This is a genomic window from Bacillus clarus, from assembly GCF_000746925.1.
In the GTDB taxonomy this organism is placed as follows: Bacteria; Bacillota; Bacilli; order Bacillales; family Bacillaceae_G; genus Bacillus_A; species Bacillus_A clarus.
Map to the genome: position 1 here is coordinate 2,940,495 of NZ_JMQC01000008.1, position 26,044 is coordinate 2,966,538.

A 26,044-nucleotide genomic window follows, 5' to 3' on the forward strand; every position below is an offset into this window, starting at 1 on the left:
ACTCGATTTTCAAAAGATTGTATGAGGAATTTAAATGTTTGCGCTTTCAAAAAAGGTACTATATAGTGAAGAGGGATGTGGGAGCATTCTCTTATTATAATCATATTTTCATAGGAAAAATTTTAAAATCCGGGATTTACAATGAAAAGTATAGGTGGTAAAAAATGATAGTGACGAAAGATATACGTATAGAAAAAGATTTTTTAGGTGAAAAAGAAGTACCGAATGAAGCTTACTACGGTGTACAAACATTGCGTGCTGTAGAAAACTTTCCTATTACAGGATATCGTATTCATCCGTCACTCATTACAGCTATGGCAACTGTAAAAAAAGCAGCAGCACTTGCAAATATGGAGACCGGATATTTAGCGAGAAATATTGGACAAGAAATTGCAGAAGCAGCTCAAGAAATTGTCGATGGAAAATTCCATGATCAGTTTATTGTAGATCCGATTCAAGGTGGAGCAGGTACTTCAATTAATATGAATACAAACGAAGTTATTGCAAACCGTGCATTGGAACGAATGGGATACGAGAAGGGAAACTATGCGACTATTAGTCCAAATACGCATGTAAACATGGCACAATCAACAAACGATGCATTTCCAACAGGTATTCATATTGCCACGTTAATGATGCTAGAAGAGCTTCTAATGACAATGGAAGAGCTGCATACTGCTTTTCGTGATAAGGCAAAAGAGTTTGATCATGTCATTAAAATGGGGCGTACGCATTTACAAGATGCAGTTCCAATTCGTCTTGGCCAAGAATTTGAAGCGTATAGTCGAGTACTCGAGCGTGATATAAAGAGGATTAAACAGTCTCGTCAACATTTATATGAAGTGAATATGGGAGCGACAGCTGTTGGAACTGGATTGAATGCCAATCCGACTTATATTGAACACGTCGTAAAGCATTTACGAAACCTGAGCGGGTTCCCTCTTGTTGGGGCTGAGCATTTAGTTGATGCAACGCAAAATACAGATGCATATACAGAAGTATCAGCAGCGCTGAAAGTATGTATGATGAATATGTCTAAAATCGCAAATGATCTTCGCATTATGGCATCTGGGCCACGTGTTGGATTAGCTGAAATTCAATTACCAGCTCGTCAACCAGGTTCATCTATTATGCCAGGTAAAGTAAATCCAGTTATGGCAGAAGTAATTAACCAAGTTGCTTTCCAAGTTATCGGAAACGATCATACAATTTGTTTAGCATCAGAAGCGGGACAATTAGAATTAAATGTAATGGAACCCGTACTTGTATTTAATTTAATCCAATCTATTAGCATTATGAATAATGGATTCCGTGTATTTCGTGAGTATTGTATTAAAGGGATTACGGCAAATGAAGAATTGCTCAAACAGTACGTTGAAAAAAGTGTTGGAATTATTACAGCGGTGAATCCTCATATTGGTTATGAAACGGCTTCTCGCATTGCACGTGAAGCTATTGCGACAGGGAAATCTGTTCGGGAGCTTTGCTTAGAGCACGGTGTGTTAACAGCGGAAGAACTCGATATTATTTTAGATCCATATGAAATGACGCACCCTGAAATAGCTGGTGCATCGTTATTAAAAAATAAAAAAGCATAATATAAAACACCGATCCCTCTTAGTTAGGGGATCGGTGTTTCGTTTTTAAAAGATATTAAATACAGAGTTAAGTTGAAGTAAGCTGATAATAGCTAAGAAAATTAAACTGTATTTCATTGCTGTTTTAAATAGAGCAGATTCTTTACCAACTAGTCCAACTGCCGCGCAAGCAACTGCTACAGATTGTGGTGAAACCATTTTTGCCATTGTACCACCGACTACGTTTAATGCAACAAGTGTAGAAGGAACGATGTTTAATTGATCTGCAGTTACTGCTTGAAGTGGTGCGAATAGTGAACCACTAGATACTACTGAACCTGTAATGAATACGCCAATCCATCCTAAGATTGGAGAAAGAATAGGGAATGCATTTCCAGTAGAAGAGAATGCAAGTCCAAGTGTAGATGACATACCAGAGTAGTTCTCTACGTAAGCTAAAGCGATAACGCTACAAATTGTATATACTGGAGCTTTTAATTCTTTCATTGTTTCAATCATTAATTCTTTGATCATTTTACCTTTTACGTGGTAAACGATAAGTGAAACGATAATTGCTAATACAATCGCAGTAGTTGTAGAAGAGAATACATCTAGCTTGAAAATAGCTGCGAAAGGTGTATCAGCTTTTGTAATTGGTGCAGTTTTCATAACTTGATTATGAAGACCAGGGAATTGAATGTTAAATACTAAGTTTTCAAGTGCACCATTTGGAGCAAATAGAGCTTTAATTGGTTTTAAATTAAAGATTGTTACAAATGCAGTTAAGAATACGAATGGAGACCAAGCATATAAAATTTGATTAAATGTATGAGATTCTTTTTCTTGTTTTTCTTCTTTAGCAGAAGATTTTGGCTGCCAAACACGTAAGAATAATGCAAGAGCAATCATACTTACAACTGCTGCGAAAATATTAGTAAGTTCAGCGCCTAAGAAGTAAGTTACAAGGAATTGAGTGATAGCGAATGAAACACCACTAACAAGAATACCTTGCCAAGTTTCTTTAATGCCTTTAAATCCATCTACCATTGAAACAAGTAAGAACGGTAAAACAATACTAATGAATGGTAAAATGTAAACAGTTTGACGACCAACAGTTAATGCATCAAGTTGAGTTAATTGTGCTGGTACTGTAACCGGGATACCCATAGCGCCCATAGCACCACCAGCGATATTAGCTACTAAGCAAATACCTGCTGCTTTTAATGGGTTAAAGCCCATACCTACAAGTAATGCAGCTGTAATAGCAACTGGAACACCTAGACCAGCTGCACCTTCTAAGAAAGCACCGAAAGAATAAGCGATTAATAATACCTGTAAACGTTGATCATTTGTAATGCTTGAAATACTGTCACGAATGACATTGAATTGTTCTGTTTTAACAGTTAATTTGTAAAGGAAAATAGCTGCGATAACGATAGTACAAATTGGATAAAATCCAGATAAAACACCAAATCCCGCAGATGCTAATGCTACAGTTGCTGGCATTTTATAAACAAATATTGCAAGAATAATAGCTACAATCACACTATAAAGACCAGCGATATAACCTTTCATTTTGAAACCCATTAAACAAATAATGAAGCAAAAAATTGGGAGTGCAGCGATTAGTGCAGATAACCAGATGTTGTTTAATGGATCATAAATTTGTGTCCAAGTACTCATAATAATGACAACTCCTATCTATATTATGTGAAGATATTCACATAATTTGTGAAATAATTCACAATAAACTTACATGCTTAGTATATTCTCCTTCAGCACTATTGTCAACGTGAAAAAGTATAATTATTCCATAATAGTGTTATCTGTAAAAAAATCGCTATATTTTGTTCAAAAATTGGACAAAAAAGTGCTCAAATACGTTTGAGCACTTTTTTATTTCGCTATTTATAGGGAGTAATAATCCCACCTCAAGGTTCAGTTCATACAAAGAGCTAGGTGGGGGGAAGAGATCCCGACTGATTAAAGTTTCATTTTTATAAAGCAGTTGTATATTCTTGCATCTTTTCATATGTCATCGGTCCGACATGCTTATATTGAATGACACCCTTTGTATCGAGGATAAAAGATGTAGGGATACTTATAATTTGATATGTTGCACTTGCTTGTCCTTTTTTATCCAATAGGACAGGGAAAGTATATTTATTTTCTTCGAGGAATTGTTTTACATTGCTAGGATCTTTTTCGCTAGCTGTTGCATTTACAGCGACAATTTCAACTTCAGTGTCTTTTGTATGTTGATAAAATTTTTCCATATCGGGCATTTCTATTTTACATGGTCCACACCAACTTGCCCAAAAATTTAATATTACTTTCTTTCCTTTATATTCTGAAAGATGGATTTCCTTTCCATCAATTGTCTGTAAAAGAAAGTTAGGGGCCATATTACCAATTTCTGTTCCAATTTGAAGGTTCGATTTTGAGCTGAATTCTGTTACTTCTTTATTGAGTAGGAAGTTATCGATAATGGTCCAACCAAGCGCAATACTAATAAAAATAAATAGTAACCATTTTTTAATGATGAATCATCCTCCTTACCAAAATTTCGCTTTTAATTGTAACAAAGCTACTCAATCTGGTCAAATAACTTTACAATGGTATATCAATTAAGAACAGTATTTTACAATATCGTTACGGCACATTGCAGAGTGAATAAAATATAACAAAAAGCTTGAGAAAACAGCATTTAGAAGCAAAGTAATCCTCTTTGTATATTTTGCTTTTTTGCTATAGCGTATAGTATAATATTCAAAATCAGCAAGGGGTTTTCCTAAAGGGTATGCTGATAAAAGGAGGAAAAAATTTTCATCGGTATAGGTTGATAAAGTTGTGTCGTAACAGGAAATATAAAGACAAATATATAAATAAATAATAAAGAAAATAAAAATGAAAAATGAGGGGAACTTTATGAATCCAAACCAATTTGACTGTAGCATTTCAGAAGAAGATGTACAGATGTTAAGAGCATTAGCTCATCCACTTCGTCTACGTTTAGTAATGGAGCTAATGCAGCGTGGGACATGTAACGTAACACAATTACAGGAAGTATTAGAAATTCCTCAATCGACTGTTTCACAGCATTTAACAAAATTAAAGCAAAATAAAGTAGTTCGCTTTGAGAGACGTGGATTAGAAGTATATTATCAAGTGCATAATGATAAAGTAAGTGAAGTTGTAAAAACATTATTTTCATAAAATTTGAATATTATGGAAAGAGACGTATGGAAATATACGTCTTTTTTTATGGAATACATTTTAAAGAGATATGACAAGATAGAAAGGAGTGTAATATATAAGGAGGAAGGTACAATGGATATAAAGCGTGTAAAGCAAATCTTATCATCTTCAAGCAGAATTGACGTTATGTATGAAGGGATGCCAGTATGGATCGACAGCTGTGATGAACAGAGTGGAGTTGCTCAAGTGCATGATGTATCATCTCCGGGTGAAAGTATTCATGTGGATGTGGCGGCATTAGAAGAGAAGTAATAGAAATAGAAAAGGCGCTTCTACTAGTAGAAGCGCCTTTTTGTGTGTTATTCCATCATACTTGCAACTTTTTTAGAGAAGAGAAGAAGTACAAATCCTAAGATGATAACGATAATACCGATACTTGAAAATACTTCAAGGTATCCTAATGATTGTGTAAAGGAAGCAAGTTTACCAGCTAACCAGTTAGCCATACCTGAACCAGCTAACCATACACCCATTAATAATGATGCTAATTTAACAGGTGCAATTGCACTTACCATTGATAGACCAATTGGTGATAAGAATAGTTCGCCAATTGTATGGAACATATAAGTAATAATGATGAATAATAAGTTTGCTTTAACAGTTATATTCGCTTCATCACTTCCTGTTTTTAACACAGCTAATGTTAGAACAAGATAACCTATACCTAGTAAAATCATACCTAATGCCATTTTTGTTGGTACTTTTAAATCTCCACGTTTTGTTTTAGAAAGTTTTAACCATAGCATAGATACAAATGGTGCAAGTAGTACGATGAATGCTGGGTTAACCGATTGGAACCAAGATGTTGGAACTTCCCAGCCGAAAATTGTACGATCAACAAATGTATTAGTATACAGTGTTAGAGAACTACCAGCTTGTTCAAATCCTGCCCAGAAGAATACTACGAAACAAGTTAAAATTACAATTGCCCAAGTGCGGTTTTTTTCTTGTTTTGTTAAAGGTTTCTTTTCAATTGTAGGCTGATTTTTGGATTTTTTACCAACAATTGTTGTTCCTGCTTTACCAAGATATCGAGGAGCTAGTAAGTTGAAAACAATTTGTCCAATAATCATACCAATACAAGCTGCTAAGAATCCGTATTTGTATCCCATAACCATAACGCCATTAACGCTTGTTTTAAAGAAATCTTCTGCTAAAAATCCGCAAATAAGTGGAGCGAAGAAGGCCCCTACGTTAATCCCCATATAGAAGATAGTAAATGCACTGTCACGACGTGAATCATTTTCGTTGTATAATTCACCTAACAGTGTAGAAATATTTGGTTTAAAGAATCCATTACCAATAACTAATAGTATTAATCCAAGGAATAGTCCTGTTTTTGTATTCATTGAGAATAGTACAAAGTTACCGATTGCCATAATAATTCCGCCGAGAGTAATGGCGTGACGTCTTGTAATATAGTGGTCAGTTAGCCATCCGCCTAGAATTGGCATGAAGTATACTGCCGCTGTAAAATAACCATATAATTGCACTGCGAATGCCTTATCAAATCCTAACCCGCCACTAACAGCAGCAGTTGTTAAATAAAGAACTAAAAGGCCGCGCATTCCATAATAACTAAATCTTTCCCACATTTCTGTTAAGAACAACAAATATAATCCTGGTGGATGTTTTTTTGGTGATTGTTGTTCTCCAGCTTTGTCTAATTTTAAAGCTGCATCCATTTTTGCTTCCCCCTAATCCTGTATAACGGATATTTATGTAATCATTTTAATTTACAAAATATTTAGAAGTCAATAGAATTATATGGAAATAGAAAGAAAATTTCTAAAATAATCCATTTTTTCTCTATCCGTTATGGTAGTTTTCCCTGAAAACGAGATAATAAGCGTTTTCAAATGTATTATTTGAATTCTAAAAGAAAGTAAAATAGTGACAAATCAGAAAATTTAGATTAGAATATCTATTCTGATATAAAGAAAATACACTATACTTATTTTTATAATATAACATATTGGGAATAAAAATACAAAATGAAATAATGTGACACTTCAGTGAAATGAAAAAACCAGCTCCATAAAAGAGGGAGCTGGTTAGAAGGAAACTATTTAACAAAGTGTTTTTCAATGTCATCTAGCATTAAGTTTGCAGCCATTACACCACCAGCTGTATTCCAAATGACATCGTCAACTTTGTATACTTTATTGTTTTTAGAAGCATTTAAGTTTTTGAATAGAGGATCGTTTATATATTCTTTCTCTAATTCAGAACCTTTTTTCTCATTACCTTTATCGTATGTGAAGTAGAAGATGGTATCGCCATCCATTGCTGAGATACGCTCTTTAGATACATTACGTTCTGCAAAGTCATTTTTATTTTGATCACCAGGACGTTTGAAACCAAGTTCTTTTAAAATAACACCAGAGAATGTATCTCCATGATAAATACGAACATCACCAGGCATAAAGCGTACCATAGAAATTTCTTGATTTACTTGATCTCCAAGTTTGCCTTTTAAGTCTTTTATACGTTTTTCGTAATCAGCTAAAACCTTTTGACCTTCTTTTTCTTTATTTACTGCTTTTGCATAAAGTTTAAAATTATCTTTCCATTCCCCACGCAGTGTTTCTGAAAAGACAGTAGGAGCTATGCCTTTTAACTGCTCGTATACTTTTTCATGGCGAAGTTTGTTACCAATGATTAAGTCTGGTTTTAAAGAAGCGATTGTTTCCACATTAACTTGCAGCTCAGTGCCGACAGTTTTCACACTTTTCAGTTTATCCTTCGTATGTGGATACCATGGGTTACCGGTAGGAGCTTCAGCAGCACCTACTGGCGTTACACCAAGGGCAAGTAAAGCTTCTGTTCCTTCATTTGTTAAAACAACGACACGTTTTGGATTGGCAGGAACTTCTGTTTTACCCATTGCGTGTTCTACAGTAATCATTTCTTTTTTATTATCTTCTTTTGTTGCTTCTTCTTTGTTATTTGATTTTCCACAAGCACTTAAAAGAAGTGAAAATGCTAGTAGAAATACAAATAATGTAAACGATTTCTTTTGCATGAAATTCATTATGTACCCCCTACTTATTGAGAAAATTTTTCAATTGCAAGCATGATAGTAAAGCTTTAGAGACGGATTGTCAATATATGTGGATGAAAATAATTCTCATTATCGTTGACAATGAGAATTAAGTTGAAATACACTAACAACGTATCATTATACATTGAAGGGGAAACGCTGCATGTTATTAAAAACAAATCAAGCAAAATGGATTGGATTATTTGTTGGAATCATTGCAGTCGTTATTTGTATTTGGGGAAGTATTATTTTCGGATATACAAATACGAGCTGGAAATTAGCTTTGGATGCTTTTTTCCATTTTAATGGTTCAAATGAACATATTATTATTCAAAATGTGCGTCTTCCAAGGGCGTTAATTGCGGCTAGTGTGGGTGCTAGTTTAGCCATCGCGGGTTGTTTTATGCAAACTTTAACAAAGAACCCACTTGCTGCTCCAGATTTTATTGGATTAAACTCAGGTGCTGCTTTCTTCATAGTTGTAGCAATTGTTATCTTTTCCGTTACATCATTATCGGCTTTCACCTGGATTGCCTTTTTAGGAGCAGCGGTTGCGGCAATACTTGTATTTGCCTCTAGTTCTTTAGGAAAAGAAGGGACAACCCCGCTTAAGTTAACATTAGCAGGTGTTGCGATGAGTGCTTTATTTTCATCATTAACACAAGGGCTACTTGTATTAAATGAAAAAGCGCTTGAAGAAGTTTTATTTTGGCTTGCTGGATCTGTACAAGGAAGAAAGTTAGAAATATTACAATCTGTTTTCCCTTACTTATTAGTAGGCTGGATTGCATCCCTTATGATGGCAGGGAAAGTAAATACATTAATGATGGGGGAAGATGTCGCAAAGGGGTTAGGACAACGAACTATTTTAATGAAATCGTTAGTGCTACTCATTATTGTACTGTTATCGGGTGGTTCAGTTGCGGTTGCTGGTCCAATTGGATTTATTGGTATCGTTACTCCGCATTTTGCAAGAGCTTTTGTTGGAGTAGATCATAGGTGGAGAGTACCGTATAGCGGATTGTTAGGTGCAATACTATTACTCTTAGCTGATATAGCAGCACGATATGTCATTATGCCACAAGAAGTACCAGTAGGGGTTATGACAGCATTTATTGGAGCCCCATTCTTTATTTATATTGCACGTAAGAGAGGGCTTAGCAAATGAAGAAATATATTCCGTTTCGTATAGGAAAAGGCAGGCTCTCGTTTTTAATGTATAAACGAGCTTGTCTCGTCTTATTGAGTTTATTAGTTGTTTTAACAGGATTATTTTTTGCAAGCGCAGGTATGGGAGATATGAAAATTGCTCCTTACGATGTATGGCAAGCGATTACCGGAAATGGCGATGCGATGTCAAATATGGTTGTAAATAAGTTTCGTATGCCCCGTATTTTAATTGCCATCTTTGTAGGAATCGCACTCGCTGTAGCGGGCTGTATTTTACAGGGGCTTGTTCGAAACCCACTTGCTTCTCCTGATATTATCGGAATTACAGGCGGTGCCAGTGTTGCTGTTGTACTATTTTTAGCTATATTTAGTGATAAAAACAATGCGCTTACAGTAAGCATTCATTATATGCCGCTAGCAGCATTTGCTGGGGCAACGATTGTAGCGTTTTTTGTATATTTATTTGCATGGAGAAATGATGGATTATCGCCAATTAGCCTTGTTTTAATTGGTGTTGGATTTTGGGCATTAACGAAGGCGGCAACGACTCTATTTATGTTATTAGCGCCAATTTATCAAGCAAGTCAAGCAAACGTGTGGATTACCGGTACTGTTTACGGTTCATCATGGCAAAATGTTATGGTACTTGCGCCATGGGTTCTTATTTTGACTGTAATAGCATTTATAGCAGCTAGACATTTAAATGCTCAAGAGCTAGGAGACGATATTGCAGTAGGGCTTGGTATTCCGTTAACGAAGTCACGCTTATTCATGTTACTCCTTAGTACAGCATTAATTGGAGGAGCGGTTGCTTTCGCAGGAGGAATTGGATTTGTTGGTTTAATGGCACCTCATATTTCAAGAAGACTAGTTGGTTCTTTATACGGGGCGTTACTTCCAGTTGCAGCTATTGTCGGTGCGATTTTAGTGCTTGCCGCCGACTTAATCGGACGTACAGTCTTTGCGCCACTTGAAGTTCCTGCAGGTGTATTTACATCGGCGATTGGTGCACCTTATTTTATTTATTTACTTTATAAAAGTCGGAACTCATAGAGGGAGATAAATATGCAAAAAGCATTAGAGACGAAATCGTTAACGCTGTCTTATGGTGAAACAATTATTATTGATGAATTGAATTTAGAAATTCCAAAGGGAGAAATCACAATTTTCATCGGTTCTAACGGTTGTGGAAAATCCACTTTATTACGTTCACTAGCTAGATTGTTAAAGCCAACATCAGGTGATATTTTGTTAGAAGATAAAGCGATTCAAAATATGCAAACGAAGCAAATAGCTCGTCAAATGGCAATTTTACCACAAGGACCTCAAGCACCAGAAGGACTTACAGTATTGCAACTTGTAAAGCAAGGGCGTTACCCATATCAAACATGGCTTAAGCAATGGTCAGAAAAAGATGAGGAAATGGTACAAAAAGCACTTGCCGCAACAGGTATGACAGAATTTGCTGAGCGTGATGTTCACGCCCTTTCAGGTGGACAACGTCAACGTGCCTGGATTGCAATGACTCTTGCACAAGATACAGATATTATTTTACTAGATGAGCCAACTACATATTTAGATATGACTCATCAAATTGAAGTGCTAGATTTATTATTCGAATTAAATGAAACAGAACAAAGAACAATTGTTATGGTATTACATGATTTAAATTTAGCATGTCGCTATGCAGACAATATTGTAGCAATTCAAGACAAACAAATATATGCACAAGGTAAACCAGAAGAAGTTGTGGACCAGAAATTAGTACGTGATGTATTCCGCATGGAATGTCAAATTGCTACTGACCCGTTATTTGGAACACCACTTTGTATCCCGCAAGGAAGAGGAAGACGGTTACTGCCAGAAGCGGCTCAGGCAATGAGATAAAAAGGAGATGAATGGTTCATCTCCTTTTTATTTTTTGCAAGAAAATAAAAGAAAGAGTGGAATACGCAAGCGACGTTCATATTCTTCTTCACTCTGAAAACAGTTTTGATTTGGTGTAGCCTCTTTTAAGTTTGTAATTGTAAATCCTGCTTTTTGTAATAACGTAAAATATTGTTCAGTTGTACGATGATATTTAATAACTTCTTGATCAATCCATGGTTCAACCCGTTTTCCTGTCTTGAAGTAATCATCGACGAGCCAACTCGTTCTCTTGCCACTTGTTTGCAAGCTTTCAAATGAAGATGTAATAACGGGATGTTGAACGCTAAAGGTAAAAGTTCCATTTGTTTTTAAAGTTTGGTACACATTTTGAAAAATAATATCAAGATGTTCAATATAATGTAAGGCGAGTCTAGATGTAACTAAATCGAAAGTAGAAGGAGGGTATGTATAGTCTTTGAGGTTTATAAAATGAACAGTACCATTTTTATTTTCTAGTTGCTTTATAGCTTGTTCATACATAAGTTGAGAGCCTTCAATACCAGTGTAAGAGCTACAGTTTTTTTCTACTAATTCCACACCAAACTTAGCATCACCACAACCTAAATCGAGAATTTGTTTTTCCTTTACATCACCAATGAGCTGAAAGAATACTGGCTTTTCAAGTGCTTCATTTGGGCTATCTTTTCTATATCTTCGCTTCATATATTGATCAAAAAAAGGTTTATTGTTATATACATCAGATTCTGTAAATGCCATTTTCTCAACTCCTTACATATTTTTCTCATTCTATCAAACTAAAAAAGTAAAGGATAGATTTCTTGTACTTAATGATATATAATTTAAAGTTGTAAGCGTTTTCTTTAAGCTATTTTTCTATAACAAATTTCGAAAACGTGTTAAGCTAGTAGAGGGACTATTGGAATTATTGAGATAATAATCCGCTTACATGAACGATGGGAGGCTTCACGATGTCTAGTAAAACACTTGCAAACTTTTTAGAAGAAAATTTAGAGGATTTAAAATCAAAGGGGCTTTATAACGTAATTGATCCGCTTGAAAGTCCAAATGGACCGATTATTACAATTGGCGGAAAAGAATATATTAACTTGTCTTCAAATAACTATCTTGGATTAGCGACTGATAATCGCTTACAAGAAGCAGCAATTGGTGCGATTCATAAGTACGGTGTTGGAGCAGGGGCTGTTCGTACAATTAACGGTACTTTAGATTTGCATATTAAATTGGAAGAAACAATTGCAAAGTTTAAACATACAGAAGCAGCAATTGCTTATCAATCTGGATTTAATTGTAATATGGCAGCGATTTCAGCTGTTATGGATAAAAATGATGCAATTCTTTCCGATGAATTGAACCATGCATCTATCATCGATGGTAGTCGTCTATCAAAAGCGAAAATCATCGTGTATAAGCATTCTGATATGGAAGATTTACGAAAAAAAGCAATCGAGGCAAAAGAATCGGGTCTTTACAATAAATTAATGGTTATTACAGATGGTGTTTTCTCAATGGATGGAGATGTTGCAAAACTACCAGAAATCGTTGAGATTGCAGAAGAGTTAGATTTAATGACATATGTAGATGATGCACACGGTTCAGGCGTACTTGGAAAAGGAGCAGGAACTGTAAAACATTTTGGTCTTTCTGATAAAGTTGATTTCCAAATTGGTACATTATCAAAAGCAATTGGGGTAATTGGCGGATATGTAGCAGGGAAGCAAAACTTAATTGATTGGTTAAAAGTGCGTTCACGTCCATTCTTATTCTCTACAGCTTTAACGCCAGCGGATGCAGCGGCTTGTATGAAATCTATTGAGATTTTAATGGAAAGCACTGAATTACATGATCGTCTATGGGAAAATGGTCGCTATTTAAAACAAGGCTTAAAAGAACTTGGCTTTAATATTGGAGAAAGTGAAACACCAATTACACCATGCATTATCGGTGACGAAGTGTTAACACAAGAATTTAGTAAACGTTTAAATGAAGAGGGCGTATACGCGAAATCAATTGTGTTCCCAACTGTAGCAAAAGGAACAGGTCGTGTTCGTAATATGCCAACAGCAGCTCATACGAAGGAAATGCTAGATGAAGCGATTCGTACGTATGAAAAAGTAGGAAAAGAAATGGGAATTATTTAATTAACGACATCTTTTGAATAGTTTGCAAATGAGGAGTGGGGAAAATGAAAAAAATTCTAGTAACCGGTTCTTTAGGGCAAATTGGTTCTGAACTTGTAATGAAACTTCGTGATGTATACGGTGCATCGAACGTTATTGCAACAGATATTCGCGAAACGGATAGCGACGTAGTAAAGTCTGGCCCATTTGAAACATTAGATGTGACAGATGGACAAAAATTACATGATATTGCAAAGCGTAATGAAGTGGATACAATTATTCATTTAGCGGCTTTACTTTCAGCAACAGCAGAAAAAAATCCATTATTTGCTTGGAATTTAAATATGGGCGGACTTGTAAATGCATTAGAAGCAGCACGCGAATTAAACTGTAAGTTTTTCACGCCAAGCTCTATCGGTGCATTTGGTCCAACAACGCCGAAAGATAATACACCACAAGATACAATTCAACGTCCTACTACGATGTATGGGGTAAACAAAGTAGCAGGAGAATTACTATGTGATTACTATTATCAAAAATTTGGTGTTGATACACGCGGGGTACGTTTCCCAGGCTTAATTTCTTACGTAGCTCCTCCAGGAGGCGGAACAACTGATTATGCAGTTGAAATTTATTACGAAGCAATTAAAAAAGGTGCATACACCTCGTACATTGCTGAAGGAACATACATGGATATGATGTATATGCCTGATGCTTTGCAAGCTATTATTTCATTAATGGAAGCTGATCCAAATAAATTAGTACATCGTAATGCGTTCAACATTACAGCAATGAGCTTTGAGCCAGAGCAAATCGCAGCATCAATTCGTAAACACATCCCGGCGTTTACAATGGATTACGCTGTAGACTCAGCTCGTCAAACAATCGCTGACAGCTGGCCAAATTCTATTGATGCAACTGCAGCAATGAAAGAGTGGGGCTTTAAAGCAGAATACGATTTAGATAAAATGACAACTGATATGCTGGCGAAGTTAAAAAAAAAGCTCACAGCTGAGTTAGTGATGAATTAATAGGAAGAGCCGGTTCTTAGGAATTGGCTCTTCATTATTTTGGAGAGGGAGAAGAATAATATGCAAAGAGTAGATGTTGTTTATGCATTCATATACGATAAGGAGAAAGACAAAGTATTAATGGTACATAATGTAGCACAAAATGTTTGGTCATTACCAGGTGGTGCTGTTGAAAAAGGAGAAACGCTAGAGAAAGCAGTAGTTAGAGAAGTGAAAGAAGAGACAGGATTAATTGCTGAGGCAGGGGGACTTGTTGCGATTAATGAGAAATTTTTTGCGGAGCAAGGTAACCACGCACTATTTTTTACATTCCGAGCAAATGTAGTAACAGGAGAACTTTGTGCAGAGGATGAAGAAGAAATTTCAGCAATAGAGTGGGTTGATCGAAAAACGGTAAATGAGCGCTTCCCATATTATGATGGAGGCATCGAATCATTATTAGAAGTCTCCATTCCATACAAATTCCAACCAGAAACAAAGTAAGTCAATCAATATATCGACGCCTCAACAAATAACGACAAAAAAACAGGAGCCACAAGGCTCCTGTTTTCTATTCAATTGTCTTCAGTAATAGTTTCTTTAATAGTGGTTTAATTTTTAGGCGTAAATCTTCGGCGTGATTCGCAACTAAGAAGTGGTGATTATAAATGTTTTTCATTAATTGATACGTGGCTTCTTTCGCTTCGCCTTCTTCGATGAAGATGCCGATTACTTCCATTCCGCTTTTTCGAGCGAGTTTAACGGCTTCGTGTGTGTCTAAAATCCCGTCTTGTTGGTAGTCTAGTGCAGAAGGTTCACCGTCTGTAAAGACAAGTAAGAATTTATGCTTTTCTTGTCTTTTTGCGAGCTTTTCAGAAACGATACGAATAATATAACCGTCACGATTATCTTCTTCTTCACGAAGTTGCATAATTTCTGGACCAACGTTTGGTAATGTTGAGTTCTTGTACGTTACAACTTCATGAATGACGTTCGGTTTGCTCTCAGGTGTAGCACTAGAAGCATCTTCCCAAAATCCGCTAATCGCATGTGGGATTTTTAATGATTTTAATGCCTCGTGGAATAGTACGACACTCTTTTTCGTTTCTTCCATTTTGTTATACATAGAGCCAGAACAGTCAACTAATAGTTGGAATGCAACGTCAAGTTCTTGAGATTCTTGTCCCTTTTTATAAAACATGCGAGGTTGTTTTTCTGTATAAATACGAAGAAATTTCTTACGAAGTCTTCCGTAATATTTATCACTATTTGCGTTTGTTTTATTTTCAATCGTCTTCTCAATGATTTTCTTTAACTCTTTTACATCTTTGTTAATGAGTGATTTAATGACTTGATAGTCCTTTTTCTCATCAGGATTTGGCTTACGTGCTTCTTTAAATGTATGAGAGGCACCGACGTTATATTTACCGTATATGCCTTCATTTTGACTTGAAGCATGAGAAGCCCGTGCTTCTTCTGTATCAGCCCCATCAAAGTTGGATTGCGTACTTTTTTGAGAAGTACCTTGTACAGAACCGAGTGCTTGATCGCCATCTTCTGATTCACGAGCAGTATCACCCATCATGTTTGTTTTTGTTCCGCTTTCTAATTCAAAGCGTAAAAAGTTCTCGTTTTCGTTATTTTTATTTTCACGATGCCATGTGGAGAAACTTTCATTTATTTTATTTTTATTATCGTCATCTACGATTTGAGTATCATCATTCGCTAAATCTTCTACACGGCCATCTTTTTCTTCTGCAATGACAGATAAATAGAGTGGTGCATGTCCGAAGTAGTTGTTGAGCATATCATTTTCAAGAAATCCTTCTAAACGATAGCGAATCTTTTCAACGATATACATAACATCTTCCGTATTACGTGCTTGGAATGCCTCATGTAAAATCGCTTCCGTTTGCTCGAAATATTCATTATTAAACATTTCATATTTATCACTCGTTAATGAAAGATAGCATAGGCAAAATAGACGATCTCCGTGGTAATTACGAACACGATTCATTTCATTTTGTGAGCTGAAGTAATTACGATACATTTCTTTGCGGCGCTTAAAAATATGCTTTGTGCCAGGACGTAAGCTTTTCACGATTTCTTCGACACGTAAATCTTCTAATAGAACAAATAATTGTGTTAAAAACTTTTTAAGAGGAGATTCTTGTAATTCAATTGCATAAGAGCGAATTAAAGTCATGTCCGAGTAATGTTTATTACCAAGTGCTTTTAAAAACACTTCGCTTTTTAATCCGATTACTGTATCTTCTTCTTTTCGATCATCCCAAAAGTGACTAATGACAACCTTTTTTTCTATTTCGTCGTAGTATGCTTTATAGCCGTACTCAAGGTAGGCATCTTCTTCTTTTAGAAGGGCATACATTAAGTTTTCCATTTGTAGAAACAGCGACGCATCAATTTTTTTGTCACTAAAAATTTGTCTCATGAATTATCCCTCAAAGAAATAACTTTCTGCTAGTTCACGGACAGTCATTTGTTCGGTTTCATCATTTAATTTCGCGATAATGCTTCGCTCAATAGCGCGCATAACAGGAATATATACGCCTAAATCACATGCGTCGATAATGCCACGAATACTTGCTGCTTCTTCACTTACACGACCATCACGGGCTAAAGGCATAAGGTCACTTGCAAATGCCACGAATTTTTCAATTGTTGCCGTATCTTTTAATTTTGATTCGGCTAATAATAGTTGTTTTAATGTCTCACCTTGAATGTAAGGAACTTCAATAATAACAAAGCGGTTTTTTAATGCTTCGTTTAGTTCACTTGTCCCAACGTAACCTTCGTTAATTGCAGCGATTACACGGTATTCCTCGTCGCCGTATACAACTTGTTGCGTAAATGGATTCGTAATCATTTTACGGTAATCTAATGCACCGTGAAGAAGTGGCAATGTTTCAGGTTTTGCCATGTTGATTTCATCAATATATAGGAAATGACCATTCTTCATTGCTTTCATAAGAGGACCATCAACGAATGTAACTTCAGATGCACCATCGTTTGTTTGTAATGTGTTGTATCCTAAAATACCTTCTACATCTAAATCGACAGAACAGTTAATGCTATGCATTGGCTTTTGGAATAAAGAAGAAAGAGTTTCCGCTAGTACAGTTTTTCCACTACCAGTCGGGCCTTTTAATAGAATATTTTTACCAAGTAGCAGAGCTGTAATTGCATCTTCAATAATGCTGTTATCAGATGCTTTATATATTTTTGTACCGATTAAATGAGCATTTTCACCAGCTTTTTGCTTATTCTTTTCGTGAATTGCTGCAAGTTGCTGTTTTAAATCAGCATGTATATGAAATTGTTCTAACATGTATTTCCCACCTAACATTATTTTCATAAAGTAATACACCTTATGATAACTTGTTTTAATATGGTATGCAAAGAAAAGGAGAGGGGATAAGTATAAAAGAAAAAAGTAATCAATATTACATTGATTACTTATAGTAAAGGGGAAATGAGTCGCATAAGAGACTCCAATATTCGTTTTTTAATACTTCTTTTTTGAAATGATTTCCATCTAATTTCAGTGGAGTGTTTAAAATCTTCTTCAAAATCTTTTTTAATATCAAGAACGGTCTTTGATTCATAAAGTACGCTAATAATTTCGTAATTTAATTCAAAGCTACGTACATCCATATTTGCTGTTCCAATTGTTGCAATCTTATCATCAACAAGTACAATTTTTGCGTGCATAAAGCCATCTTTATAACTGTAAATGGAAGCACCAGCTTTTAGAAGTGGGGTAAAGTATGATTGAGATGCCTGGTCGCTAATGATGCTATCACTCTTACCTGGATATAAAATTCGTACATCTATTCCAGATATTGCACTTAAACGTAATAATGTTAATGTTTCTTGGTCTGGAATAAAGTAAGGTGTAGCAATCCAAATTGATTTTTTGGCAGATCCAATAACAGCTAGTAAAGTATTGCGAATACTTGTATCATCTGAGCTCGGTCCACTTGATACAATTTGAACAGCACCTTCTGCTTCCGGAATTTCTTTACCTGGAAAGTATTTTCTATTCATAAATTCATCCCAAGAATAGTTATTTAAACCACTCGATGCGTAAAGCCAATCTTCTAGAAAGATTGCTTGTAATTTATATAATGCTTTTCCTTCTATTTTTAAATGACTATCACGCCAAATGGGGAATTTTTTTGAACGGCCAAGATATTCATCACCAACGTTGAGTCCCCCAGTAAAACCAATTTCTCCATCTACAATGACAATTTTACGATGGTTACGATAATTGACTGTTTCAAGTAGCCAAGCTGAAAAGATAGGATCAAATTCTACAATTTCAATTCCAGCTTCTTTCATAGGCTGTAAAAATCGTCTTCTTAAAGTGTTACTTCCAAGTCCATCATAAAGAAAACGCACAATTACACCAGACTTTGCTTTTTCTATTAAAGCATCTCGAACCTTTGTACCAATCTCATCGGCTTTATAAATATAGTATTGAATATGTATATGGTGTTTTGCATGTTCAATAGCTTGCAAAATCTCTGTAAATGTTTGATCTCCATTTGTTAAAAGTTTTGTAGTGGTTGCATTTGCTACAGGACCGCCTCCAAACTTTTGGACCACCTCTGTTAAATGTGTAGAACGTTCATTTAATGAGGAGGTAAAAGATAAATCTAGACGTCTTCCTTCTAAAATTTCACGGAATAATTTTCTTTGCTCTTCTGAACGATGTAAATGTTTTTTTCTTCTCCAACGGCTTCGCCCGAAAAGGGCGTATAAAAGCACACCGACAACCGGAAGAAGCGCTAATACTAAAAACCATGCTAAGGTGCTTTGAGGAGAACGGTTTTCGATAAAAATAACGAAAGAAATTCCTATAATTGTAATAGACCATACTACACCGACAAAAGTATATAGCGAAATAACCGATGTATCTAAAAGAAAGAGAACGATAGATACAAGTGTAAATACAAATAATAATTGAACGATAGGCTTCTTCATCTCTATAAAATTCCTCTAATCTTTCTTAAATATAAGCTTCACATATAGAAGCCTTAATCTAACATATCTATTATAAAACGTTTTATCTTTTTTTCAAAAATATAGACGCTTTTCCCATGCTTTCCGCATTTGTCCTACATACAGTATATTGTTACGTTCTTATATAAAAAAGGGGTGTGGATAAAATGTACGGTCGTCCAGTTGGAGGATTTGGTCACGGCGGTGGTTTTGGTCATGGAGGCTTCCAAGGTGGTTTTGGTCATTCGCCGTTTTTTGGTGGAGGGTTCTTTCCTGGTTTTGTAGCAGGTGCTTTACTTAGTCCAGCATTTGGTTATGGTGGATACGGTTATCCATATTATTCAGATTACCCATACTATACGGATTATCAACAGTATCCTTATGATTCATACAACACATATTGAGGAGAAGTAGAAAAAAATAAGAAAAGGAGAGGGAGTAAAATGAACTATATACGAAATCATGGAGGGCATCATCGCGGGGGACACAATCACCATAACCACCATGATCACCACAACCATCATAATCACCACCATGGTGGCGGATGGGGCTGGGGAGGAGGAGGCTCATGGGGAGGCGGAACCTTTTTTCCAGGGAGTTTTGCAGGTGGAGTATTAGGTGGGCTTACAGCGGGCGCATTAACAAGTACAGCAGGCGGAGGATATTATCCAGTGTCATACCCAGTAACGTATCCAACTTATCCGCCAACAGCATATCCGTATTATTAACATAAAAAAGAGGATATCCTCTTTTTTATATTTTAATCTTATTATATTTGTTTTATATTAATAGTAAGATACAAAAAATTCCCAAAAGATAAAGTACGCTAATATTTTGTTAGTATAGTCGAAATGTTACGATACAAAATGTATCGTTTATTTTTTTCAAGAATAAATGATACTATGTTATTTGAATCGGCTTATGTGTAAATGAATTCCATAATTTATTTAAAGTAATATACTGAAATATAATATATAAAGAAATATACTATCTTGTAAATAAGATAGGGAGTAAGGGGATGTGTGTATGCTAGAGCGAAGAAGTCATGCATCATATGACTCTTCATTGCAAGATATAAAATTCGCATTAGATGAATCTTCGATTGTTGCTATCACGGATCGAAATGGTCTTATTACATATGTAAATGAAAAGTTTTGTCAAATTTCGGAATATAAGCGAGAAGAGTTATTAGGAATTGATCATCGTATTTTAAATTCAGGCTATCATCCGAAGTCCTTTTTTCAAGGGTTATGGAAGAGAATTTTAAGTGGAAAAGTATGGCATGGAGAAATCCGAAATCGAGCGAAAGATGGTACACATTATTGGGTTAAGACAACGATTGTCTCATTTTTGAATGAAAGAGGAGAACCGTACCAATTTATTGCAATTCGTGACGATATTAGTGGTCGTAAGGAGATGGAACAGCGTTTAAGATTAAGTGAGAGTCGTTATAGGGAGCTTGCCAAATCGTTTACAGTTAATAACAACTGTAAACGAGATGATTGCACAGAAAAAAGAGTTTGGTATGATTTATTTTGATTTAGATCGCTTTAAATTGGTGAATGATACGTTAGGGCATATGATAGGGGATTTACTTCTTAGTGAAGTGGCTGCCAGATTATATCATGTATTAGGAAAAAAAGATGTACTTGCTAGACTTGGTGGAGATGAATTTGTTCTCTTAACAGAAAACTATAAACAAGAGGAGATGCGACAGTTATCTACATCTATTTTATCTTGTTTTCAAGCACCATTTATACTGGAAGGGAATGAAGTGTATATTTCGGCTAGTTTAGGACTTTGTTCCTATCCGCGAGATGGGAAAGATGCGGAAAATCTATTTAAAAATTCGGATTTAGCTATGTATAGTGCGAAAGAGCAAGGAAGAAACGCAGCGTGTTTCTTTACAGATGAGCTACGTGCGAAAATGAATCGAAGAATGGAAATAGAGTTTGCCTTACAAAAGGCAGTTCGTGATGAAGAATTAAAAGTGGCGTTACAGCCGATCATTGATTTAAAAACAAAAAGTTACAGGGGGGTAGAGGCTTTACTTCGCTGTTCGACAAAAGAAGGTCCTATTTCACCAAGTGAGTTTATTCCTATTGCTGAAGAGAGTGGACTAATTATACAACTAGGGGATTGGGTGTTAGAAAAATCGTGTCGTTTGTTTAAAACGCTACCAGCCTATCGAGATGGATTACGATTATCTGTTAATATATCAATACAACAACTAATGCAAAACCGTTTTATTACCTCTGTTCGTAGTATTTTAAAACGGACGGATTTTCCAGCTAATCGTTTAATATTAGAAATAACAGAAAGTGTAGCGGTTCGTCATTTTGATTATATTATTTCCATATTGCAAGAACTCCGAAATATGGGGGTTTTAATCGCTTTAGATGATTTTGGAACTGGGTATTCTTCATTGTATTATTTAAAACAACTTCCACTTGATATTGTGAAAATAGATCGTAATTTTATACGTGAGTTTCATTATGATTATGCGCAGACAGAGCGTACAATTGTAAAATCTGTTATTGAGATTGCTCATAGCTTAAATTTAGTAGTAGTTGCAGAAGGGATAGAAACGGTAGAGCAAGAAAGCTTATTAAAATCAATGGGCTGCGATTATGTACAAGGATTTTATTATGCACGGCCACTAACAATAGTAGAGTTAAGAGAGAAATTATTAACTGATTTATAGTATCGATTGAAAAAGAAGCTGTGAGCAAACAATCCAATGTATTTGGAATGTAAGCCTGCAGCTTCTTTTGTTTTCTACTAGCTTGCTTTTTTATTTGATGTAGGTGCTGATGAGTTTCGCATTAAAATTGGATAGAGAATAAGGCCTAATACAAACAATCCAATTCCTAAGAAGAACGTTTTTAAATCAGCAGTCCCTGTTTTAATAACCCAAATGGAATATAGGAATGCTAGCACGGTAATAATTCCATCTTTAATTCGAGATCCTGGTGTTATATCGTATGTTTCTCCTGTAATAACTAATTTAAATTGATATAGGGTAGAAACAAGATACGGGATTAAATAAGCTAATGTTGCTACAACAATGGCGAAGCTGTACGCTTCGGAAACAGTGCCAGAAATCGTTGAAAATAAGAAAATTTGCGTCATCACGTTTGTAATAAATAATGATTTTGAAGGACTTCCTTTTTTATTTGTTTTTCCGAAAAACTTAGGGAAAAGTCCATTTTTTGCAGCTTGGTAAGGTACTTCTGAGCTAACGACAATCCAACCTACAGTAGAGCCAAATAAAGATACAAGTGCAAGTAATGCCATGATGTAGGCACCTTTATTACCAATTGCTAAATTGAGTGCATCTACTAATGGTTTTTGAGACTCTTTTAAAACATCTTGCGGAAGGGCACCCATTGTAAGTAAAGTAATTGCCATGTAAATAAGAAGAGCGATAATTAAACCGAAAATTGTTGCTTTCTTCACATCACGTTGAGACTTTGCACGGTTAGAAAGCATAACTGCCGATTCAATGCCGATAAATGCCCAAAGTGTTGCGATAGCAGCTGAATTTACTTGCCCGCCTAATGAAATGGATTGGCCAGCCTCATTCATAAATGTTTGACCGTCTCCGAAATTAGAGGCGTTAAAAATAAATAATGTAATGACGATAAACATTGTAAATCCGATAATCTTTGCAATTGTTGCAAGAAGATTCATGTTTCCTGCTCTATCAATATTTTGAGATAGAATGTATTGAATTCCCCATAACATCATGCTACATACTATGAAGGTTAAAGCTTTTCCAAGTTCTAATGAAAATCCGTTTGTTGAAAAGAGAATTTGCTTACTTTGTAAAACTGGGAAGAATGTTGATAAATATCCGGCAAAGGAAATGATAACAGATGCTGTAGCAGCCCAGTTAGCAGCCCAATATCCCCAAGCCATACTATATCCCGCAACTTTACCTGCCTTTTTGGAGGTAAACATTGCTTGGGCGTAACTTTGTGGTCCTGCTTTTAATTCTGGTTTGCGAATTGCTAAATTTCCAAATACGAGTGCAATCATAAATACGCCAAGTCCTGTAATACTCCATGCAAGTGTAGAGCCCATTGGACCTGATACTTGTGCTAAATTTGCTGGAAGCATAAACACACCGCCTCCAACCATATTCCCAATAACAAAAGCTGTTAAAATCCATAATCCCCATTTTTTCGTTTCCATTTTCGTTAACTCCTTTGTAGTAGTTTTGCACATTCATCATTTTTTACTAGCTTTTTTGGTAATAAAAAAAGAGCCATGTAGATAAAAAATACCTACATGGCTCTTCGCCTAACGTAGGTACAACGGGAATAACCCTTGTACCTACGCGTAATTTTTCCGCTAGGTTTCAAGGGTTTACGTATGATGATGATGTTTTTGTGCAAATGTAACTACAGTTGTATAAGTAAGCATAGTTTTTTGCTCCCTTTCTCCTCTGATTTTGAAGTTAGTATACTACATGTTTTTTTGAATGAAAAGAAAAATATAAAATTTTTTATAAAAATACGTATCAGTGTTTAAATATTTACCTATATTTTCTTGTACTGGAAAATAAGTGAGAGATTGGCAGAAGAGTGTAGCATGGTATAATACAAATAGAATTAGAAGGTGACAAGGGGTTATTGTAAATGACGAGTAAGTATGAACAAATTTATACGGAGATTAGCGATTCTATTGATAATCGTCAATTAAAAGAAGGATGTAAAATTCCATCTGAAACAGAGTTAATGAAGCAGTACGAGGCGAGCCGCGGGACGGTAAGAAAGGCTGTAGACTTATTGCAAGAACGCGGATATGTTCAAAAAATACACGGTAAAGGTGTTTTTGTTTTAAAACGAAAAAATATTGAATTTAATTTTGGTGGTATCGTAAGTTTTCAAGAAGAAAATGAACGATTAGGGCGTCACTGTATTACAGATGTTGTGGAGATGGAGAAAATTGAAGCAACGAAAGAGATAGCAAAACTACTAAATGTAAAGGTGAAATCAGAAGTAGATCACATTAAACGAATACGAAATATTGACGGAGAAAAGGTGATTTTAGATGTAAACTATTTCGTATCTGAGCATATTCCAGGACTAACAAGAGAGATTGCGACAAAATCGATTTATAAATATATTGAAAAAGAACTAGGATTACATATTAGTTATTCACAGAGGGTAATTGAAGTACAGCCGTGTACATATGATGATCAAAAGTATTTAGATTTGAATGGAACAGACTATGTTGTTGTTGTAAAGAACTTTACGCATTTGTATGATGGAAGTCAATTTGAATATACGGAATCACGCCACCGTTTAGACATTTTTCATTTTTCGGATGTGGCGCGAAGAAAATAAAGAGATGAAACGAAATATTGTTTCATCTCTTTTTGTATATTAAAAATTTTTTGCCAACTCGTACATACGAGTGTTGACTAACTTATATATACGAGTTAATATGTAGTTGTAAACGGTAACAAAAAAAAGAAACGAGGGATGGAGATATGGGGAAAGACTATCGCAAAACAGCAGAAGAAGTGCTGCAATATATTGGCGGGAAAGACAATATTGAACAAGCAGCACATTGTGTAACGAGACTTCGCATCGCTTTAAAGGATGAAAGTAAAATAGAGAATGATAAATTACAATCAGTATCATTAGTGAAGGGCGCGTTTCATAATGCTGGTGTATTTCAAATTGTAATTGGTCCCGGTGATGTGGATCGAGTGTATGCTGAATTGATAACGCTTGCAGGTATGAAAGAAGCAACAGTAGCAGATGTAAAAGACTCTGGAAATCAAAAATTAAATCCAATTCAAAAGTTTGTAAAAGTATTTTCCGATGTATTTATGCCGATTTTACCAGCGATTGTAACAGCTGGTTTACTAATGGGGATTAATAATCTATTAGGGGCGAAGGACTTATTTTTTGATGGGAAAAATTTATTAGATGTTTATCCGAATTTAGGGGGACTTTGGGATTTAATTAATATGATGGCCAATACTGCATTCGTATTCTTACCAGCACTTGTTGGTTGGTCAGCTACAAAGCGTTTCGGTGGTAGTCCGATACTTGGGATTGTCATGGGGCTAATGCTCGTACATCCTGATTTATTAAATGCTTGGAATTACGGAAAAGCTGCAGCAGGATTAGACGGACAAAAAATTGAGTACTTCAATATTTTAGGATTATTCCAAATTGAAAAGGTTGGATATCAAGGTCAAATTTTACCGGTTTTAGTAGCAGCATTTGTATTAAGTAAAGTAGAAATCTTTTTAAAGAAACATGTACCAAACGCAATTCAGTTATTAGTTGTACCAATTACAACAATCGTTGTAACCGGTGTGTTAGCATTAGGAATTATCGGTCCAGTTACACGTCATATTGGAGATTTATTAACAACTGGATTAGTAGGCGTATATGAAACAGTGCCAGCACTTGGAGCAGTATTATTTGGAGCATTATATGCACCATTAGTAATTACAGGTATGCATCATATGTTTATTGCAATTGATTTACAGTTAATCGCACAACATGGCGGCACGTTTATTTGGCCAATGATTGCCCTTTCTAATATTGCCCAAGGTAGTGCGGCGCTTGCAATGTTCTGGATTTCAAAAAATCAAAATGATAAAAGTATGGCATCGACATCAGCGATCTCGGCATACTTCGGTATTACAGAACCAGCAATGTTTGGGGTGAATTTACGAAATAAATTCCCGTTCTATGCAGCGATTATAGGATCGGCAGTAGCTGCAATATTCATTACATTAAATGGTGTATTAGCACCAGCTATCGGCATTGGGGGATTGCCAGCATTTATTTCTATCATTCCGAAATCGATTCCAATATTTATTGTAGGGATGGTTATCGCAGTAGTAATTCCATTTACTTTAACATGGCTATTTGCGAAACGAGTAAAACAGAAGTAGGAGGA

At 35.5% G+C, this 26,044-nt stretch carries 22 protein-coding genes and 1 pseudogene; 14 read left to right on the forward strand and 9 right to left on the reverse strand.

Going from position 1 to position 26,044, the window contains the following annotated elements:
* Window positions 1–164: 164 nt before the first annotated feature.
* On the forward strand, window positions 165–1,598 hold the full coding sequence (gene aspA, locus DJ93_RS15970) for an aspartate ammonia-lyase (RefSeq protein WP_042981871.1): 1,434 nt from the start codon (window positions 165–167) through the stop codon (window positions 1,596–1,598).
* A 45-nt stretch (window positions 1,599–1,643) separates the two neighbouring features.
* On the opposite strand, the gene DJ93_RS15975 is transcribed toward aspA, so the two are convergent.
* Window positions 1,644–3,260, reverse strand: a complete 1,617-nt coding sequence (locus tag DJ93_RS15975) for an L-lactate permease (RefSeq protein WP_042981872.1) — start codon at window positions 3,258–3,260, stop codon at window positions 1,644–1,646.
* 314 nt (window positions 3,261–3,574) lie between these two features.
* A complete protein-coding gene (locus DJ93_RS15980) occupies window positions 3,575–3,982 on the reverse strand; it encodes a TlpA disulfide reductase family protein (protein ID WP_080743492.1) in 408 nt (135 codons plus the stop codon).
* Window positions 3,983–4,505: 523 nt separating this feature from the next.
* On the opposite strand from DJ93_RS15980, the gene DJ93_RS15990 reads away from it, so the two are divergent.
* Window positions 4,506–4,793 carry an ArsR/SmtB family transcription factor gene (locus tag DJ93_RS15990; RefSeq protein ID WP_042981873.1) on the forward strand — a complete coding sequence of 96 codons (288 nt, stop codon included), beginning with the start codon at window positions 4,506–4,508 and terminating at the stop codon, window positions 4,791–4,793.
* 114 nt (window positions 4,794–4,907) lie between these two features.
* Window positions 4,908–5,087 carry an acid-soluble spore protein H gene (locus DJ93_RS15995; protein WP_042981874.1) on the forward strand — a complete coding sequence of 60 codons (180 nt, stop codon included), beginning with the start codon at window positions 4,908–4,910 and terminating at the stop codon, window positions 5,085–5,087.
* Window positions 5,088–5,134: 47 nt separating this feature from the next.
* On the opposite strand, the gene DJ93_RS16000 is transcribed toward DJ93_RS15995, so the two are convergent.
* A complete protein-coding gene (locus DJ93_RS16000; RefSeq protein WP_042981875.1) occupies window positions 5,135–6,520 on the reverse strand; it encodes a peptide MFS transporter in 1,386 nt (461 codons plus the stop codon).
* Window positions 6,521–6,900: 380 nt separating this feature from the next.
* Entirely contained in the window at window positions 6,901–7,869 is a 969-nt protein-coding gene (locus tag DJ93_RS16005) for an ABC transporter substrate-binding protein (RefSeq protein ID WP_042981876.1), read from the reverse strand.
* A 172-nt stretch (window positions 7,870–8,041) separates the two neighbouring features.
* On the opposite strand from DJ93_RS16005, the gene DJ93_RS16010 reads away from it, so the two are divergent.
* From DJ93_RS16010 to DJ93_RS16020, 3 genes are read left to right on the forward strand one after another with little or no spacing between them, the layout of a single operon-like run.
* The gene (locus tag DJ93_RS16010; RefSeq protein WP_042981878.1) at window positions 8,042–9,046 is read left to right on the forward strand and encodes a FecCD family ABC transporter permease; all 1,005 of its coding nucleotides are present in this window, start codon (window positions 8,042–8,044) and stop codon (window positions 9,044–9,046) included.
* Complete coding sequence (locus tag DJ93_RS16015; protein WP_042981879.1) at window positions 9,043–10,101, forward strand: FecCD family ABC transporter permease; 1,059 nt, start codon at window positions 9,043–9,045, stop codon at window positions 10,099–10,101. Before DJ93_RS16010 ends, DJ93_RS16015 begins: the two co-directional genes overlap by 4 nt.
* Before the next feature lie 12 nt (window positions 10,102–10,113).
* The gene (locus tag DJ93_RS16020) at window positions 10,114–10,935 is read left to right on the forward strand and encodes an ABC transporter ATP-binding protein (RefSeq protein WP_042981880.1); all 822 of its coding nucleotides are present in this window, start codon (window positions 10,114–10,116) and stop codon (window positions 10,933–10,935) included.
* Window positions 10,936–10,962: 27 nt separating this feature from the next.
* Here the strand turns inward: DJ93_RS16020 and DJ93_RS16025 are convergent, their stop codons facing one another.
* Complete coding sequence (locus tag DJ93_RS16025; protein WP_042981882.1) at window positions 10,963–11,694, reverse strand: class I SAM-dependent DNA methyltransferase; 732 nt, start codon at window positions 11,692–11,694, stop codon at window positions 10,963–10,965.
* A gap of 212 nt (window positions 11,695–11,906) precedes the next feature.
* Here DJ93_RS16025 and DJ93_RS16030 point away from each other — a divergent pair, with 212 nt between their 5' ends.
* Genes DJ93_RS16030 through DJ93_RS16040 form a run of 3 tightly spaced genes read left to right on the forward strand, consistent with a single transcriptional unit; the run spans window position 11,907 to window position 14,590 of the window.
* On the forward strand, window positions 11,907–13,097 hold the full coding sequence (locus DJ93_RS16030; protein ID WP_042981885.1) for a glycine C-acetyltransferase: 1,191 nt from the start codon (window positions 11,907–11,909) through the stop codon (window positions 13,095–13,097).
* Between the two features lie 44 nt (window positions 13,098–13,141).
* On the forward strand, window positions 13,142–14,107 hold the full coding sequence (locus tag DJ93_RS16035) for an L-threonine 3-dehydrogenase (protein WP_042981887.1): 966 nt from the start codon (window positions 13,142–13,144) through the stop codon (window positions 14,105–14,107).
* A gap of 60 nt (window positions 14,108–14,167) precedes the next feature.
* Entirely contained in the window at window positions 14,168–14,590 is a 423-nt protein-coding gene (locus DJ93_RS16040) for an NUDIX hydrolase (RefSeq protein ID WP_042981888.1), read from the forward strand.
* A 67-nt stretch (window positions 14,591–14,657) separates the two neighbouring features.
* Here the strand turns inward: DJ93_RS16040 and DJ93_RS16045 are convergent, their stop codons facing one another.
* The 3 genes from DJ93_RS16045 to DJ93_RS16055 form a co-directional block, all read right to left on the reverse strand.
* Window positions 14,658–16,538 (reverse strand): vWA domain-containing protein, encoded by a 1,881-nt coding sequence (locus DJ93_RS16045; RefSeq protein ID WP_042981889.1) that lies wholly within the window; start codon window positions 16,536–16,538, stop codon window positions 14,658–14,660.
* 3 nt (window positions 16,539–16,541) lie between these two features.
* Entirely contained in the window at window positions 16,542–17,435 is an 894-nt protein-coding gene (locus DJ93_RS16050; protein ID WP_042981890.1) for an ATP-binding protein, read from the reverse strand.
* A 128-nt stretch (window positions 17,436–17,563) separates the two neighbouring features.
* A complete protein-coding gene (locus DJ93_RS16055) occupies window positions 17,564–19,093 on the reverse strand; it encodes a cardiolipin synthase (protein ID WP_042981892.1) in 1,530 nt (509 codons plus the stop codon).
* 185 nt (window positions 19,094–19,278) lie between these two features.
* Here DJ93_RS16055 and DJ93_RS16060 point away from each other — a divergent pair, with 185 nt between their 5' ends.
* The 3 genes and pseudogenes from DJ93_RS16060 to DJ93_RS16070 all read left to right on the forward strand — a co-directional run bounded on the left by DJ93_RS16060 (window position 19,279) and on the right by DJ93_RS16070 (window position 21,815).
* Complete coding sequence (locus DJ93_RS16060; protein WP_042981893.1) at window positions 19,279–19,515, forward strand: hypothetical protein; 237 nt, start codon at window positions 19,279–19,281, stop codon at window positions 19,513–19,515.
* Window positions 19,516–19,554: 39 nt separating this feature from the next.
* Window positions 19,555–19,839 (forward strand): hypothetical protein, encoded by a 285-nt coding sequence (locus tag DJ93_RS16065; protein ID WP_042981895.1) that lies wholly within the window; start codon window positions 19,555–19,557, stop codon window positions 19,837–19,839.
* Window positions 19,840–20,137: 298 nt separating this feature from the next.
* Window positions 20,138–21,815, forward strand: a pseudogene (locus DJ93_RS16070) (putative bifunctional diguanylate cyclase/phosphodiesterase).
* Between the two features lie 77 nt (window positions 21,816–21,892).
* Here the strand turns inward: DJ93_RS16070 and DJ93_RS16075 are convergent.
* The gene (locus DJ93_RS16075) at window positions 21,893–23,308 is read right to left on the reverse strand and encodes an amino acid permease (protein ID WP_042981896.1); all 1,416 of its coding nucleotides are present in this window, start codon (window positions 23,306–23,308) and stop codon (window positions 21,893–21,895) included.
* 446 nt (window positions 23,309–23,754) lie between these two features.
* Between DJ93_RS16075 and treR the strand changes: the two genes are divergently transcribed.
* Together treR and treP are read left to right on the forward strand one after the other, a co-directional pair.
* Window positions 23,755–24,465 carry a trehalose operon repressor gene (gene treR / locus DJ93_RS16080; RefSeq protein ID WP_042981897.1) on the forward strand — a complete coding sequence of 237 codons (711 nt, stop codon included), beginning with the start codon at window positions 23,755–23,757 and terminating at the stop codon, window positions 24,463–24,465.
* Window positions 24,466–24,611: 146 nt separating this feature from the next.
* Window positions 24,612–26,039, forward strand: coding sequence for a PTS system trehalose-specific EIIBC component (gene treP, locus DJ93_RS16085; protein ID WP_042981899.1), 1,428 nt, complete (start codon window positions 24,612–24,614; stop codon window positions 26,037–26,039).
* Window positions 26,040–26,044 lie beyond the last annotated feature (5 nt).

Bases quoted from the DNA above. Each gene is read 5' to 3' on its own strand.
- aspA (WP_042981871.1), top strand. From the start codon at position 165: ATGATAGTGACGAAAGATATACGTATAGAAAAAGATTTTTTAGGTGAA.
- DJ93_RS15975 (WP_042981872.1), bottom strand. From the start codon at position 3,260: ATGAGTACTTGGACACAAATTTATGATCCATTAAACAACATCTGGTTA.
- DJ93_RS15980 (WP_080743492.1), bottom strand. From the start codon at position 3,982: ATGGCCCCTAACTTTCTTTTACAGACAATTGATGGAAAGGAAATCCAT.
- DJ93_RS15990 (WP_042981873.1), top strand. From the start codon at position 4,506: ATGAATCCAAACCAATTTGACTGTAGCATTTCAGAAGAAGATGTACAG.
- DJ93_RS15995 (WP_042981874.1), top strand. From the start codon at position 4,908: ATGGATATAAAGCGTGTAAAGCAAATCTTATCATCTTCAAGCAGAATT.
- DJ93_RS16000 (WP_042981875.1), bottom strand. From the start codon at position 6,520: ATGGATGCAGCTTTAAAATTAGACAAAGCTGGAGAACAACAATCACCA.
- DJ93_RS16005 (WP_042981876.1), bottom strand. From the start codon at position 7,869: ATGAATTTCATGCAAAAGAAATCGTTTACATTATTTGTATTTCTACTA.
- DJ93_RS16010 (WP_042981878.1), top strand. From the start codon at position 8,042: ATGTTATTAAAAACAAATCAAGCAAAATGGATTGGATTATTTGTTGGA.
- DJ93_RS16015 (WP_042981879.1), top strand. From the start codon at position 9,043: ATGAAGAAATATATTCCGTTTCGTATAGGAAAAGGCAGGCTCTCGTTT.
- DJ93_RS16020 (WP_042981880.1), top strand. From the start codon at position 10,114: ATGCAAAAAGCATTAGAGACGAAATCGTTAACGCTGTCTTATGGTGAA.
- DJ93_RS16025 (WP_042981882.1), bottom strand. From the start codon at position 11,694: ATGGCATTTACAGAATCTGATGTATATAACAATAAACCTTTTTTTGAT.
- DJ93_RS16030 (WP_042981885.1), top strand. From the start codon at position 11,907: ATGTCTAGTAAAACACTTGCAAACTTTTTAGAAGAAAATTTAGAGGAT.
- DJ93_RS16035 (WP_042981887.1), top strand. From the start codon at position 13,142: ATGAAAAAAATTCTAGTAACCGGTTCTTTAGGGCAAATTGGTTCTGAA.
- DJ93_RS16040 (WP_042981888.1), top strand. From the start codon at position 14,168: ATGCAAAGAGTAGATGTTGTTTATGCATTCATATACGATAAGGAGAAA.
- DJ93_RS16045 (WP_042981889.1), bottom strand. From the start codon at position 16,538: ATGAGACAAATTTTTAGTGACAAAAAAATTGATGCGTCGCTGTTTCTA.
- DJ93_RS16050 (WP_042981890.1), bottom strand. From the start codon at position 17,435: ATGTTAGAACAATTTCATATACATGCTGATTTAAAACAGCAACTTGCA.
- DJ93_RS16055 (WP_042981892.1), bottom strand. From the start codon at position 19,093: ATGAAGAAGCCTATCGTTCAATTATTATTTGTATTTACACTTGTATCT.
- DJ93_RS16060 (WP_042981893.1), top strand. From the start codon at position 19,279: ATGTACGGTCGTCCAGTTGGAGGATTTGGTCACGGCGGTGGTTTTGGT.
- DJ93_RS16065 (WP_042981895.1), top strand. From the start codon at position 19,555: ATGAACTATATACGAAATCATGGAGGGCATCATCGCGGGGGACACAAT.
- DJ93_RS16075 (WP_042981896.1), bottom strand. From the start codon at position 23,308: ATGGAAACGAAAAAATGGGGATTATGGATTTTAACAGCTTTTGTTATT.
- treR (WP_042981897.1), top strand. From the start codon at position 23,755: ATGACGAGTAAGTATGAACAAATTTATACGGAGATTAGCGATTCTATT.
- treP (WP_042981899.1), top strand. From the start codon at position 24,612: ATGGGGAAAGACTATCGCAAAACAGCAGAAGAAGTGCTGCAATATATT.